Origin of the sequence: Lentzea albida, from assembly GCF_900111005.1 — a bacterium.
Classification (GTDB): domain Bacteria; phylum Actinomycetota; class Actinomycetes; order Mycobacteriales; family Pseudonocardiaceae; genus Lentzea; species Lentzea albida.
Genome location: NZ_FOFV01000017.1, coordinates 68,516 through 83,677 on the forward strand (window position 1 = coordinate 68,516; position 15,162 = coordinate 83,677).

Genomic DNA, 15,162 nt, shown 5'->3' on the forward strand with positions numbered 1-15,162 from the left:
GTCCTCACCTTCGGGTTCCGGTCTGGCGCCTGCGCAGGTTCCCGGCGCGGGCACGGCGGCGCTCACCGCGGGCGGAGGCGTCCCCCGCCACGTCCGCGAGGTCCGGCGACACCGCCTCCGGCTGGGCGAGCAGGGTCGCGAACTCGGCGATGGTCGGCTTCTCGAACAGCGTCGCCGGGGCCAGCTCGACGCCGAGTTCCTTGGCGATGCGGCCGATCACGACCAGGCCGATCAGCGAGGTGCCGCCGAGGTCGAAGAACTTGTCGTGCACGCCCGCCTGCTCGAGCCCCAGGCAGGCCTGCCAGATCTCGGCCACCTGCCGCTCCGCCGGCGTGCTCGGAGCGACGTAGGGGGTGCGCAGCTCCGGACGCGGGTAGCGCTTGCCGTCGGTCAGGTCGACGCCCGCGCCGCCCACCAGGGCTTCGAGGGAGTCGAGCTGGGCCAGCGCCGCCATGGCCTCGGAGACCTCCAGCGGCAGCACCGCCACGTTGGTCTCGCCCGAGGCCACGATGCGGGACAGCAGTTCGGTCCCCTCCTCGGTGGGGATGCCGAACTCCTCGCGGAACCGCTTGGAGCTGTCCTGCATCTCCGCCGATCCAGCAAGGCCGGCCGTCGTCCACGGGTCGAGCTGCCACGGGCCCCACGCCACCGAGACGACGCGCTTGGCGACCCCGCCGGTGTTGGCCTCCACGACCGCGAAGGAGTCGAGGAACGCGTTGGCCGCCGCGTAGTCGGTGGCGCCGACGCCGACGGTCAGGCTCGCCACGGACGAGTAGAGCACCAGCAGTTCCACCGGGTCGGAGCGCAACGCCTCGGCCAGGGCCAGCGTGCCCGCCACCTTCGGCGCGAGCACCGCGGCCGCCTGCTCCTCGGTCTTGGTCTGCAACAGGCCTCCGCCCGCGACACCGGCCGCGTGCACGACGCCGTGCAGCTCACCGAAGTGCGCGCGGACGTCCCGCACCAGCGAGGCGACCTGGTCGGGAACGCTGACGTCGGCCTGGGCGACGAACACCTCGGCGCCCAGGGCGCGCAGTTCCCGCACGGCCATCAGCACGCCGCTGGTCTTGTCGTTGACGCCCTTCTCCGCGATCCAGGCGTCCCAGGTGTCCTCGGGCGGCAGGCCCTTGCGGCCGGCCAGCGCGAGCCTGGTGCCGAGCGGGGCCAGGCGTCGTGCCAGTGCCAGGCCGAGCTCGCCCAGACCGCCGGTGATGAGGTAGACGCCGCCCGGCCGCCACGCCTGCGCGTCGTCGACCTCCGGCAGCGCGACCACCTCGAAGGCGCGGATCCAGCGGCGGCCGTGCCGCCACGCGCCCACCGCGACGCCGTCCGCGGTGTCCGAAGTGGACGCCGCGAGCCCGTCGAGCTCGCGCAGCGCCTGGCGGGCGTGGTCACCGTCGGGTCCGAGGTCGGCGTACTGCGACCGGACCAGCGGGTACTCCGCGGCGATGGCGCTGGTGATGGCCGCGATGGTCGCGGCGTGCGGGTTCTTCGCGTCACCGTCGAGGACTTCGAACCCGGTGGCGGCCAGCGTGATCAGCTCGACGCGGCGGTTTGCGCACTCCGTGCCGATGGCCTTGCCGAGTCGCATCAGGTCGTAGAAGCCGCTCTCCTGACCGGTCTCGGTCAGGCCGCGGGCGTGCACGATCCGCACCGGCTCGCCGGCGGTGCCCGCCAGCAGGGCGCGGTAGGCCTCCTGGTCCAGCGGCCCGGTGGACGCGAGGACGACGTCGTGCCCTGCTTCCGTTGCCAGCGCGGTGAACCTGTCGGCGAACTCGCCGGGAGCGGCGATGAGCACCAGAGGTCCCGCGGTGGCGGGCGCCGGACGGCTGTTGTCACGCCGCCACGTGGGCACGTTGGCCTTCAGGCCGTCGTACGACGGCATCTCGGGGGTCGCCGGACCGGTGGCCGCGATGGGAGCGGCGGACTCCGGCCAGTAGCGGGTGCGCTGGAACCGGTATGCGGGCAGCGTCACGAACACGCGTTCCGCGGCGGCACCGCTCGCCCAGTCGACCGGCACGCCCTGCTCCCACAGCGCACCGAGCGCGGCGAGCCACGACCGGCGGTTCGGTTCCAGCGAGGTCCGGGGTCCGCCCGCGGCGTTCGGGCCCAGCTCGACGAGCACCTCCGCGTGCCGGCCCAGGACCAGCAGACCGTCCTCGGTCCGGTCGGACCCGTCCGCCCAGTGGGCGGCGTCCGTCACCTCGGCCGCGGTCAGCACGGCTCCGGTGCGCGAGGACACGACGGTGACCGCGGGCTCGGTGGCCGTGGCCGGGACGGTCCCGTCCAGGGCCAGCGCGAGACCGTCGGCCGGGGAGAGCATCCCGCTGACGACCGCGGCGACGCACTCGCCGACCCCGGAGCCCAGCACCACGGCGGGAACGAGGTTCCACGCCTCGAGCAACCGGGTCAGGCCGTACTCGACCGCGAACACGACGGACCGCTCGTCGGCCTCCGCCTCGCCGTGCAGCGCGCCCAGCAGGTCCGCCCGCCCGTGGAGCAGCCCGGCGCACTCGTCGATCGCGGTGCTGAACGCCGGTTCGGTGCGGTAGAGCTCCTCCGCGGTGCCGCGCAGGTCGCCGAGGGTCGCGGGGAGGACGAGACCGAAGCGGCGCTTGTCCTCGACCACCGCACCGGTGACCCCGGCCCGCAGCGACGCGATGGCGTCGGCGATGTCGCGCACCGGCAGAGCGGACCGCACCGGAAGCGCGCTGCGGCCGGACTGCGTGGTGTGCGCGACGTCGGCCAGTTCCAGTTCCGGGTGTGCCTCCAGGTGGTCGGCCAGCGCCGCCGCGTTCGCGCGCAGGCTGGACTCGCTGTGCCCGGACAGCGTGAGCAGTTGCCAGGGCGCCCCCGCACGGGACACCGGGCCCTGCGGCGCCTGCTCCAGTACGAAGTGGACGTTCGACCCGGACCAGCCGAACGAGCTGACACCCGCCCGCAGCACGCCGTCGGCATCCGCGGGGAACGGCCGCACGGCCTGCACGGGCCGGACGGGCCCGTCCAGGGTGACGACCGAGTTGGGGTTCGTCATGTTCAGGTTGGCCGGCAGCTCGCCGTGTTCCAGGGCGAGCACGGTCTTGACCAGGCCGGCCATGCCGGCGGCGGCCAGCGTGTGGCCGACGTTGGACTTGACCGCGCCCACGTACAGCGGTTCCGGCGCGGAACGCTCGCCGAAGACCTCCTGCAGCGCGGTGAACTCGATGGCGTCGCCGAGCTGCGTGCCGGAGCCGTGCGCCTCGACGTAGCCGATGTCGTCCGTCCGCACGCCCGCGTCGGCGTGGGCGGCGCGGATGACCGCGATCTGCGCGGCCCGGTTGGGCGCGGTGAGGCCGTTGCTGCGACCGTCCTGGTTGGTCGCCGTGCCGCGGATCAGCGCGCGGACGCGCTGCCCCGGTGCGACGTCCTGGACGCGGCGCAGGACGACCACGCCGCCGCCCTCACCGATGACGTAGCCGTCGGCGGACTCGTCGAAGGTCTTCGTGCGGCCGTCGGCGGCGAGCATGCTCATTTTGCAGGACTGGACGAACACCTCCGGGTTGATCATCGTGGAGGAGGCGCCGACGATCGCGATGTCGCACTCGCCGCGGCGCAGGCTCTGCACGGCCAGGTGCATGGCGCTGAGCGCGGAGGAGCACGCGGTGTCGATGGTGATGCACGGGCCGCGCAGGTCGAGCTGGTGCGCGATCCGGCCGGCGGCCGCGGACAGCGAGCTGCCCAGGCCGAAGTACGGGTCGTCCCCGGCCTCGGCGCCGTCGACCTCCAGCTGCCTCATGCTGTACTGGATGGTGTCGATCAGGCCGGCGAACACTCCGGTGCGGCTGCCGCGCAGTTCCTCTGCCGTCAGCGAGGAGTCCTCGAGCGCCTCCCAGACCAGTTCCATCAGCAGCCGGAAGCTGGGGTCGGTGCGGCGCGCCTCCTGCGGCGAGAGCCCGAAGAACGCGGCGTCCCAGCCCGCGATGTCGGTGACGAAGGCGCCGTGCTGCGTGTAGGCCTTGCCCGGCGCGGTGCGGTCGAGGTCGAGGTAGTCGGCGGCGATCCACCGGTTCTCCGGCGCGAGGCTGACGAGGTCCTTGCCCTCCAGCAGGTTCTGCCAGTACTCGTCGACCGTGTCGCTGCCGCCCGCGAAGCGGCAGGACATGCCGGTCACGGCGATCTCCTGGCCCTGCGGGGTGTTCGCGCGCACGACGGCCTTCGCCGTCGACGGCTGCTCCTGCGGGCCGAGCTCGGCGAGCAGGTGCGCGACGAGGGCGGCCGGGCTCGGGTGGTCGAAGACGACGGTGGGCGGCAGCGCGAGGCCGGTCTCGGCGTTGAGGCGGCCGCGCAGCTCGACCGCGGTGAGCGAGTCGATGCCCAGCTTGGTGAACAGCTGCTGGGCGCTGACCTCGTCCTCGTGGCCCAGCACGGCGGAGGTGTGGGAGACCACGAGGTGCTGCAGCACGCGTTCGCGCTCGGCCTGGGGCATGCCCGCGAGCCGGGTCCGCCACGCGGTGGTGACCTCGGCGCCCTCCTCGGCACGCCGCGCGTCGGCCTCGGCGATCGCCAGGACCTCGGGCAGGTCGGCGAGCAGGGGGCTCGGGCGCAGTGCCGCGAACGGGGGCGCGAACTTCGCCCACTCGAACGCCGCCACCGTGAGCGAGACCTCCTCGCGGCCGAGCGCGCGCCGCAGCGCGGCCACCCCCAGCTCCGGTGCCATGGTCGGCACGCCGAGGTCGCCGAGCAGCTCGTCGGCCTGTCCGGTGACGCCCATGCCGACCTCACCCCAGCGGCCCCAGGCCACCGAGGTGGCGGGCAGGCCGCGGGACCGGCGCTGCTGGGCGACGGCCTCCAGGTGGGCGTTCGCGGCGCCGTACACGCTCTGCGCGGGGTTGCCGACGGAGGCGGCGATCGACGAGAACAGCACGAAGGCGTCCAGGTCGAGCCCGGCGGTGAGCTCCTCGAGGTTCCGCGTTCCGGCGACCTTGGGACGCAGCGCGCCGGTGTAGGACGCCCGGTCGACCGTCTCGATCTGCCCGATCTCGAGGACGCCGGCGAGGTGGAACACGGCGCGCAGGTCGTCGCGGACCGCGTCGACGACCTCCTGGAACGCGGCGCGGTCGGCGACGTCGCAGGCGGCGATGGTCACCTTGGTGCCCAGTTCCTCGCGCAGGGACTGCGCGCCGGGAGCGTTCTCACCGGAGCGGGAGACCAGGACCACGTGGTCCGCGCCCGCCTCGACGAGCCAGCGGGCGACGACCCCGCCGAGGCCGCCGGTACCGCCGGTCACGAGAACGGTGCCGCGCGGCTTCCAGGGGCGCGCCGGTTCGGCGTTGCCCGCGTGGGTGAGGCGACGGCCGAACGCGCCCGCCGCGCGGATCGCGACCTGGTCCTCGCCGCGAGGTCCCGTGACCACGGCGCCGAGAAGCGCGCTGACGCGGTCGGACGGCTCGGCCGGGACGTCGACCAGTCCACCCCACAGGCGCGGGTGTTCCAGTGCGGCGGCCCTGCCGAAGCCCCAGAGCTGGGACTGGACCGCGGAGGCGGGTGCCTCGTGCGGGCCGGTGGCCACCGCCTGCCGGGTCAGCGTCCACAACGGAGCGGTGACCTCGCGGGCCGCCAGCTCCTGCACCAGCGACAGGGTCGCTTCGGCACCGAAGGACAGCCCGTCGTCCTCGTGCTCGTCCAGTGCGACAAGGGAAAGCACACCGTCGAACGCCTGGACACCGTCCAACGCGGCGGCCACGGAGGCCCGGTCGGGTGCGGTGAGCACCACGCGTTCGACGTCGGCTCCGCGCAGTGCCGCCGTGGCGGCCTCGGTCCAGTCGGCGGACCGCGGCGAGGACACCAGCAGCCAGCGTCCGGACGCCACCGCGTTGTTCGGCGTGAACGGCTTCCACTCCACGCGGTACCCCAGAGCGTCCACTTCGGACTCGCTCGCCCGGGAGGCGTGCCAGCGCGCCAGAGCCGGGAGGACGTCTCCGAGGGGCACCTGTGCGTTCGGCAGCTCCAGCTCGGCGGCCAGCTCCTCGGCGTCGCCGCCCGCCACGACCGACCAGAACCGCGCGTCCTCGCCACCGGTGCCGGCCGTGCCGTCGGCGGCGTCCTCGAGCCAGTAGTGCTTGCGCTGGAACGGGTACGTGGGCAGGGAGACGGTGCGGGCACCGGTGCCGCCGAGGTAGGCGGCCCAGTCGACGCTGATCCCGTTGACGTGCAACGAGGCGAGCGCGCGGACGAGCACCTCGACCGGGTCGCGGTCCTTGCGCTGGGCGGCGGCGAACACGGGGCCGTCCCCGAGCGCGGCGCCGCCCATGGCGGTCAGCGGGGCGTCCGGTCCCAGTTCGAGGAACGCGGTCGCGCCGCGCTGGTGCAGGGTGTCGAGGGCGTCGGCGAACCGGACCGCCTCGCGGGCGTGCTCGACCCAGTAGCCGGGGTCGGTCAGCCGGTCGGCGAGCCGCCCGGTGAGCGTGGAGACGACCGGGATGGCGGGCTCGGCGTAGGTGATCGCGCGGGCGATCTCCGCGAACTCCGCGAGCATCGGGTCCATCAGGCTGGAGTGGAAGGCGTGCGAGACCTTCAGCTGCGTGGTGCGGCGGTCGGCGAACCGCTCGGCCACCGCGAGAACGGCCTTCTCGGCGCCGGACAGGACGACCGCGCGGGGTCCGTTGACCGCGGCCAGGCACACGTCGTCGCCGAGGTGGGGACGGACCTCGTCCTCGGTCGCCTCGACGGCCACCATCGCGCCACCGGCCGGCAGCGCCTGCATCAGCCGGCCGCGGGCCAGCACCAGCCGTGCCGCGTCCTGCAGGGACAGCACACCGGCGACGTGGGCGGCGGCGAACTCGCCGATCGAGTGGCCGGCGAGGAGGTCGGGGACGACGCCCCACGAGGTGATCAGGCGGAACAGCGCCACCTCGAAGGCGAACAGCGCGGGCTGGGCGAACTCGGTGCGGTTCAGCCGCTCGGCGTCGGCGCCGAACACGACGTCGCGCACACCCGGCAGGTGCTCGCAGGCCTCGTCGAACGCGGTGGCGAAGACGGGGAAGGCGCCGTGCAGCTCGCGGCCCATGCCGAGGCGCTGCGACCCCTGGCCGCTGAACAGCACGGCCAGCTTCCCGGTGGTGGCGAACCCCGTGATCGTCCCGGCGCCGCCGTCGGCCACCGCGCGCAGTCCGGCGGCCAGCTCCCCGGGGCCGGCGCCGACGACGACCGCGCGGTGGTCCATCGCAGCACGGGTGGTGGCCAGGGACAGGGCGACGTCCACGGGTTCGTGGGCGATCCCGGTCAGCAGCGCGGCGGCCTGGGCGCGGACGGCGGCCGGAGACGCTCCCGACAGGACGTAGGGCACCGCGGCCGGGGCCTGGACCTCCCGCGGCGGCAACAGCTCTTCCGGCGCCTGCTCCAGGATGACGTGGGCGTTGGTGCCGCTGATGCCGAACGACGAGACGCCCGCGCGGCGCGGCCTGTCCGTCTCCGGCCACGGCCGCTGCTCGGCGAGCAGCGAGACGGCTCCGGCCTCCCAGTCGACGTGGTCGGACGGCCGGTCGACGTGCAGGCTCGCCGGCAGGACGCCGTGCCTCATCGCCTCGACCATCTTGATGACGCCGGCGACGCCCGCGGCGCACTGCGTGTGCCCGATGTTGGACTTGACCGACCCGATCCACAGCGGCTCGGTGCGGTTCTGGCCGTAGGTGGCCAGCAGCGCCTGCGCCTCGATGGGGTCGCCGAGCTTGGTGCCGGTGCCGTGCGCCTCGACCGCGTCCACGTCCGAAGTGGACAGCCGCGCGGCGGCCAGCGCCTGGCGGATCACCCGCTGCTGCGACGGGCCGTTCGGGGCGGTCAGGCCGTGGGACGCGCCGTCGGAGTTGACCGCGCTGCCGCGGATGACCGCGAGCACCGGGTGGCCGTGGCGGCGGGCGTCGGACAACCGCTCCAGCACCAGCACGCCGACGCCCTCGGCCCAGTTCGTGCCGTCGGCGCCGTCGGCGAACGGCTTGCAGCGGCCGTTCGCGGCGAGCCCGCGCTGGCGGGAGAACTCGACGAACGGGCCGGGGCCCGACATGACCGTCACACCGCCCGCCAGGGCGAGGGTGGACTCCCCCGTCCGCAGCGAGTGGGCGGCCAGGTGCATCGCCACCAGCGACGACGAGCAGGCCGTGTCGATCGAGACCGACGGCCCCTGCAGGCCCAGCGCGTAGGAGATCCGGCCGGACACCACGCTGCCCAGGGTTCCGGTGGCGAGGTAGCCCTCGTACTCGTCCGGCACCGCGTTCAGCCGCGAGGCGTAGTCGGTGTACGTGACGCCCGCGAAGACACCGGTCGCGCTGCCCACGAGCGAGGTCGGGTCGATGCCCGCGCTCTCGACGGCCTCCCACGCGGTCTCCAGCAGCAGCCGCTGCTGCGGGTCGGTCGCCTCGGCCTCGCGCGGCGAGATGCCGAACAGCTCGGCGTCGAACTCCCCCGCGTCGTGCAGGAACCCGCCCTCGCGGACGTAGCTCGTGCCCGGCCGATCCGGGTCCGGGTCGTAGAGGCCCTCGAGGTCCCAGCCGCGGTTGGTGGGGAACGGCGAGACGGCGTCTCCCCCGCTGCTGACGAGGTCCCACAGCTGTTGCGGGGAGCGGATCTCGCCGGGGTAGCGGCAGCTCATCGCGACGATCGCGATCGGCTCGGCCTGGCGTTCCTCGGACTCCCGCAGCAGCCGACGGCTTTCCCGCAGGTCAGTCGCCATTCGCTTGAGGTAGTCGACGTACTGCTCTTCGGTGGGCATCGGTCATGGCTCCTATGACGGCCGGGCTGGTCAGCGCGTGCCGAACTCGTGGTCGATCAGCGCGAGGATGGTGTCCGGGGTCGCGATGTCGAGATCGGTTCCCGTCGTGTCCGAGCGCTTGGCGGTCCAGTCGGACAGCAGGCGCTGCAGACGCCGGTCGACCTCGGTGTCGTCCGGATCGCTGCCGGCGAGCATCGCCTCCAGCCGGTTGATCTGCTCGATCAGCGCGGTGCCGGGGGGTTCGGCGTCACCGGCCAGTTCGGTGTGCAGGAACGCGGCCAGCGCGGCCGGGCTCGGGTAGTCGAAGACGAGCGTGGAGGGCAGCCGGACGCCGGTGGCGGCGCTCAGGCGGTTGCGGAACTCGACCGACGTCAGCGAGTCGAAGCCGAGGTCGCTGAAACCGCGGGCGGGGTCGACGCTGTCAGCGCCCGTCCTGCCGAGCACCAGCGCGGCCTCCCGCCGGACCAGGTCGAGCAGGAACTCACCCCGCTGGGCCGCGGTCATCCCGGCGATCCTGCGCAGCAGCTCGCCGTCCTGCTGCGCGGACGCCGCCCTGGCCCTGGCGCGGCCGGTGGCGCCGACCAGACCGCGCAGCAACGGCGACATCGACGTCTCCGAGGCGTGGGCGCGGACGGTGGCGCGGTCGACCTTCAGCGCGAGCAGGACCGGGTGGTCGGTGCCGACGGCGATGTCGAACATCTTCATGCCCTCGGCAGAGGTGATGGGCGGGAAACCGCTGCGGCGCAGGCGTTCCTCGCCGTCCTCACCGAGCCGGCCGCCCATGCCGCCCGACCACAGGCCCCACGCGATCGAGTGCGCGGCCAGGCCGTCGGCGCGACGGCGGGCGGCCAGCGCGTCGAGGAAGCTGTTGGCCGCGGCGTAGTTGGCCTGTCCCGCGTTGCCGAGCACGCCGGCGGCCGAGGAGAACAGGACGAACCAGCGCAGCGGCAGGTGCCGGGTCAGCTCGTGCAGGTGCCAGGCGGCGGCGACCTTGGGGCCGAAGACGCGGTCCACCCGCTGCGGGGTGAGCGCGTCGACCAGACCGTCGTCCAGAACGCCCGCCGCGTGCACGACACCGGTCAGCGGGTGCTCCGCCGGGACGGCGGCGAGCAGGTCCGCCACGGCGTCGCGGGAGGCGGCGTCGCAGGCGACGACCGTGACGTCGGCGCCCAGGCCGGTCAGGTCCGCGACCAGCTCGGCCGCACCCGGTGCGTCCGGGCCGCGCCTGCTGGTCAGCAGCAGGTGGCGGACGCCGTGCTCGGTCACCAGGTGCCGGGCGAGCGCCTCGCCGAGGTCACCGGTGCCACCGGTGATCAGCACGGTGCCGTCCGGCTCGGGGCCGGCGGGGATCGTGAGCACCAGCTTGCCGATGTGCTTGGCCTGGCTGAAGAAGCGGAACGCCTCGGGGGCGCGCCGCACGTCCCAGACGCGGGTCGGCAGAGGGGTGAGGACGCCGCTGTCGAACAGCTCGACGACCTCGGCCCACATCCGGGTGACGAGCTCCAGCTCGGCCTCGACCAGGTCGAAGGGCTGGTAGACGACTCCCTCGTGGCGCGCGGCGACCTCCCGCGGGTCGCGCAGGCCCGCCTTGCCCATCTCCATGAACCGCCCGCCGCGCGGGAGCAGCCGCAGCGAGGCGTCGACGAAGTCGCCGGTCAGCGCGTCCAGCACGACGTCGACACCCCGACCGCCGGTGGTGGCCGTGAAGTGCTGCTCGAAGTCGAGCGTGCGGGAGTCGGCGATGTGGTCGTCGTCGAGCCCCGCGTCCCGCAGGACGTGCTGCTTGCCGGTGCTCGCGGTGGCGTAGACCTCCGCGCCGAGGTGCTTCGCGATCTGCAGGGCGGCCATGCCGACGCCACCGGCACCGGCGTGGACCAGCACCGACTCGCCCGCGCGGAGCCCGGCCAGTTCCTTGAGCCCGTAGTAGGCGGTCAGGAACACGAGCGGGACCGAGGCCGCGGTCTCGAACGACCAGCCGTCGGGAATCCGCGTCACGTAGGCGCGGGGCGCGGTGGCGATCGTGCCCAGGCCGCCGTCCACCACGCCCATCACGGCCTCGCCGACGGCCAGGTCCGTCACCCCGGACCCGACCTCGAGCACCACGCCCGCCACCTCCTTGCCGAGGTGGCCGGGCTCGCCCTCGAACATGCCGAGCACGTTCAGCACGTCGCGGAAGTTGAGGCCCGCCGCCGCGACGGCGATCCGGACGTCGTGCGGTGCCAACGGTTCCAGCACCTGCGGGTACGGCTCCAGGCACAGGTTGTCCAGGGTGCCGCGACCGGTCATGCCCAGTCCCCAGGCCGCCGCGGCCGGCGGCACGAGCTCGTCGGTGCCCGGCAGCGAGGCCAGGCGCGGCACGGCGAACCCGCCGCCGCGGGAGAGCAGCTGCGGCTCCCCGGTCGCGAGGGCGGCCCCGAGCTCAGCGGAGGTCGGTGCGCCGGCGTCGGTGTCGATCAGCACGTACCGGCCGGGGTGCTCGGACTGGGCCGAGCGCACGAGGCCCCAGACGGCGGCGGCCGCCGGGTCGATCCGGTCCGTGCCGGCCGCGTCCCGGGTCAGCACGACCAGTGTGGTGCCGTCCAGGCGCTCGTCCGTGCCCCACCGCTGGAGCACGGAGAGGACCCGGTTGGTCTCCGCCAGTGCGGTGCCCGCCACGTCCGCGGCTCCGGTGCGCACCGGGAGCACGACGACCGGCGGGGGCGGGACGTCGTCGGCCAGGTCGTCGAGGAAGATCCACTCGACCTCGTTCCCGTCAGCGGCGGTAAGCGCTTTCCACTCGATGCGGTACAGGGAGTCCGGGCCCTCGGATTCGGCCGTCCTGAACTGGTCGGCGCTGATCTGGCGCAGCAGGAGCGCGCCGATGGTGGCCACCGGAGCGCCGACGCCGTCCGCGACCCGGAGCGTGACGGCGTCCGACTGGCCGGGGCTCAGCCGCAACCGCAGCGTGGTGGCGCCGACGGCGTGCAGGGCGACGTCCTGCCACAGGTAGGGGATCCGGGGACCGGAGTCCTCGTCGGCGGTGAGACCCATGGCGTGCAGGCAGGAGTCGAGCAGTGCCGGGTGCAGGCCGAACCTCTCCGCGTCCTTCTGCGCGTCGCCCTCCTCGGGCAGGCGCAGTTCCGCGTAGACCTCGTCGCCGAGGCGCCAGGCCGCTCGCAGGCCGCGGAACACCGTCCCGTACTCCAGGCCGTTGCGGGCGAAGGCTTCGTAGACGTCGCCGAGGTCGACCGCTTCGGCACCGCGCGGGGGCCACTCGGCGAGGTCGAAGTCGGGTGCCTCGACGGAGGGGGTCAGCGTGCCGGAGGCGTGCTGGGTCCAGGCGCCCTCGCCGGTGCGGGAGTGTAGGGACACCGGCCGGCGGCCCGCCTCGTCCGGCGCGGCCAGCACGACCTGGAGGTCACGCGGACCGTCCAGGAACACCGGTTCGAACAGGGTGAGCTCTTCCAGGTGAGGGCAGCCGGCCTCGTCGCCCGCGCGCAGCGCCAGCTCGACCAGCGCCGTGCCCGGCAGGAGCGCGGTGCCCGCGACGACGTGGTCCGCGAGCCACGGGTGCGTCGACAGCGAGACCTTGCCGGTGAGGACGAGCCCGGAGTCGTCGGCCAGTGCCACCGAGGCACCGAGCAGCGGGTGGCGGGCGTCGGTCAGGCCCAGCCCGGCCGGGTCTCCCGCGCCGCCCGCGGACTGCAGCCAGTAGCTGTCGTGCTGGAACGCGTAGGTGGGCAGCTCCGCCGCGCGGGCCCCGGTGCCCTCGTAGAACCTCCGCCAGTCCACGCGGCCGCCGCGCACGTGTAGTGCGGCGAGGGCGGTCGTCGCGGTCACCGGTTCCGGACGGCCGGCGCGCAGCATCGGCACGGCGAGCACGTCCTCGTCGGGCAGGACGCGCGCGACCAGGGCGGTCAGCACCGAGTCGGGTCCCAGCTCGACGAACCGCGAGACGCCCTCGGAGCGCAGCCAGGTGATCGCGTCGGAGAACCGGACGGCCTGGCGGACGTGCCGCGGCCAGTACCCCGGCGCGGTGACCTCGTCGGTGCCGGCCAGTTTGCCGGACACGTTCGACACCACCGGAATGGTCGCGGCGCCGTAGGAGACGCTCTCCGCGACCGCGGCGAACTCGGCGAGCATGCCGTCCATCCGCGCCGAGTGGCACGCGTGCGTCATGCGCAGCCGCTTGGTCTTGCGGCCCCGCGCGGCGAACGACTCCGCCACCGCGAGGACCGCGTCCTCGTCGCCGGACAGCACCACGGCGTCCGGGCCGTTGACGGCACCGATCTCGACGCCGCGGGTGAGCACGGCGCGCACCTCGTCCTCGGCGGCCTGGACGCTGACCATCGCGCCGCCTGCGGGCAGCGACTCCATGAGCCTGCCGCGGGCGGCGACCATCTTCGCGGCGTCCGCCAGCGTCCAGACACCGGCCACGTGCGCGGCGGTGAGCTCACCGATGGAGTGGCCGCCGACGAAGTCCGGACGGGCGCCCCAGGACTCCAGCAGCCGGAACAACGCCACCTCGACGGCGAACAGCGCCGGCTGCAGGTAGGTCATCCGGTCCAGCAGGTCCTGGTCATCGCCGAACACCACGCCGGCCAGCGGCCGGTCGAGGTGCTCGTCCAGTGCCGCCACCACCGCGTCGAACGCCGCGGCGTAGGCGGGGAAGGCCTGGTACAGCTCGCGGCCCATGCCGCAGCGCTGGCTGCTCTGCCCGGTGAACAGGAACGCCGTGCGCCCGATCAGCGGGGTGCCCTCGACCACGGCGGGCGAGGGCGTGCCCTGCGCCAGCGCGGTGAGCCCGGCGACCAGGTCGTCGCGGGTCGAGCCGACGACCGCGGCACGCCGGTCGAGCGCGGCCCGGCCGGTCGCCAGGGAGTAGGAGAAGTCGAGCGGAGCGATCCCGCCCACGGCGTCGAGGGCGCGGGAGGCCTGTGCCCGCAGGGCGTTCCCGGTCTTGGCCGAGAGCACCCACGGCAGCACCGCGGGAGACGTCCGTTCGACGTCCTCCTGCTCCTCCACGACCTGCTCGAGGATGACGTGGGCGTTGGTGCCGCTCAGGCCGAACGACGACACCGCGCCGCGGCGGGGCCGGTCGACGGCCGGCCAGGGGCGCTGCTCGGTGAGCAGTTCCACCGCGCCCGCCGACCAGTCGACGTGGGGCGACGGCTCGTCGACGTGGAGCGTGCGCGGCAGCACCCCGTGCCTCATGGCCTCGACGACCTTGATGATCCCGGCGACACCCGCGGCCGCCTGAGAGTGGCCGATGTTGGACTTGATGGATCCGAGGTACAGCGGCTCGTCGCGGTCCTGGCCGTAGGTCGCGAGCACCGCCTGCGCCTCGATCGGGTCGCCGAGACGGGTGCCCGTGCCGTGCGCCTCCACGAAGTCGACGTCCGAAGTGGACAGACGGGCGTTCGTCAGCGCCTGGCGGATCACCCGCTGCTGGGACGGGCCGCTGGGAGCGGTCAGGCCGTTGGAGGCCCCGTCCTGGTTGACCGCCGAACCGCGGACGACCGCCAGGACGCGGTGCCCGTTGCGGCGGGCGTCCGACAACTTCTCCAGCAGGAGCACACCGGCGCCCTCGGCCCACCCGGTGCCGTCCGCCGCGGCGGCGAAGGCCTTGCACCGCCCGTCGACGGCCAGCCCGCGCTGGCGGGAGAACTCGACGAACGTCTCCGGCGTCGACATCACGGTGACGCCGCCGACCAGGGCGAGCGAGCACTCCCCGGTGCGCAGGGCGTGCCCGGCCAGGTGCAGTGCGACCAAAGAGGACGAACACGCGGTGTCGATGGTGACCGCGGGCCCTTCCAGGCCGAAGGTGTAGGAGACCCGGCCGGACAGCACGCTGTTGGACGAGCCCGTGCCCACGAAGCCTTCGATGTCCTCGGACACCGACGTCAGTCCGGACACGTACTCCGTGCGCATCGCGCCGGCGAACACACCGGTGGCACTCCCCCGCAGCGAGGCGGGGGTGATCCCGGCCCGTTCCAGCGCCTCCCACGTGACCTCCAGCAGCAGGCGCTGCTGCGGGTCCATGGCCAGCGCCTCGCGGGGCGAGATCCCGAACAGCTCCGCGTCGAACCTGTCGGCGTCGTGCAGGAACCCGCCCGCGGTGGTGTACGTGGTGCCGCGGTGGTCGGGGTCGGGGTGGTAGAGCGAGGCGGCGTCCCAGCCCCGGTTGTCCGGGAAGGTGGTCACGCCGTCCTCGCCCTGCTCCACCAGTCGCCAGAGGTCCTCCGGCGAGTTCACCCCGCCGGGGTACCGGCAGGCCATCCCGATGACGGCCAGCGGCTCGGACGCGCTCTCCTGCACCGCGTCCAGGCGGCGCCTGGTGTCGCGGAGCTCGGTCGTCAACCGCTTCAAGTAGTCGAGCGTCCGGTCGTCGCTGGTCATGCCGATTCCTCCTCGTGGCAGCGTCCAGTGCGGACGCCGCCACC

The 15,162-nt window shown here is 74.0% G+C and carries 2 protein-coding genes; both read right to left on the reverse strand.

From position 1 onward, the window contains the following. Positions 1-4 precede the first annotated feature (4 nt). The gene (locus BMY74_RS33830; protein ID WP_089922652.1) at positions 5-8,740 is read right to left on the reverse strand and encodes a type I polyketide synthase; all 8,736 of its coding nucleotides are present in this window, start codon (positions 8,738-8,740) and stop codon (positions 5-7) included. A gap of 30 nt (positions 8,741-8,770) precedes the next feature. Next, on the reverse strand, positions 8,771-15,118 hold the full coding sequence (locus tag BMY74_RS33835) for a type I polyketide synthase (protein ID WP_089922654.1): 6,348 nt from the start codon (positions 15,116-15,118) through the stop codon (positions 8,771-8,773). Positions 15,119-15,162 lie beyond the last annotated feature (44 nt).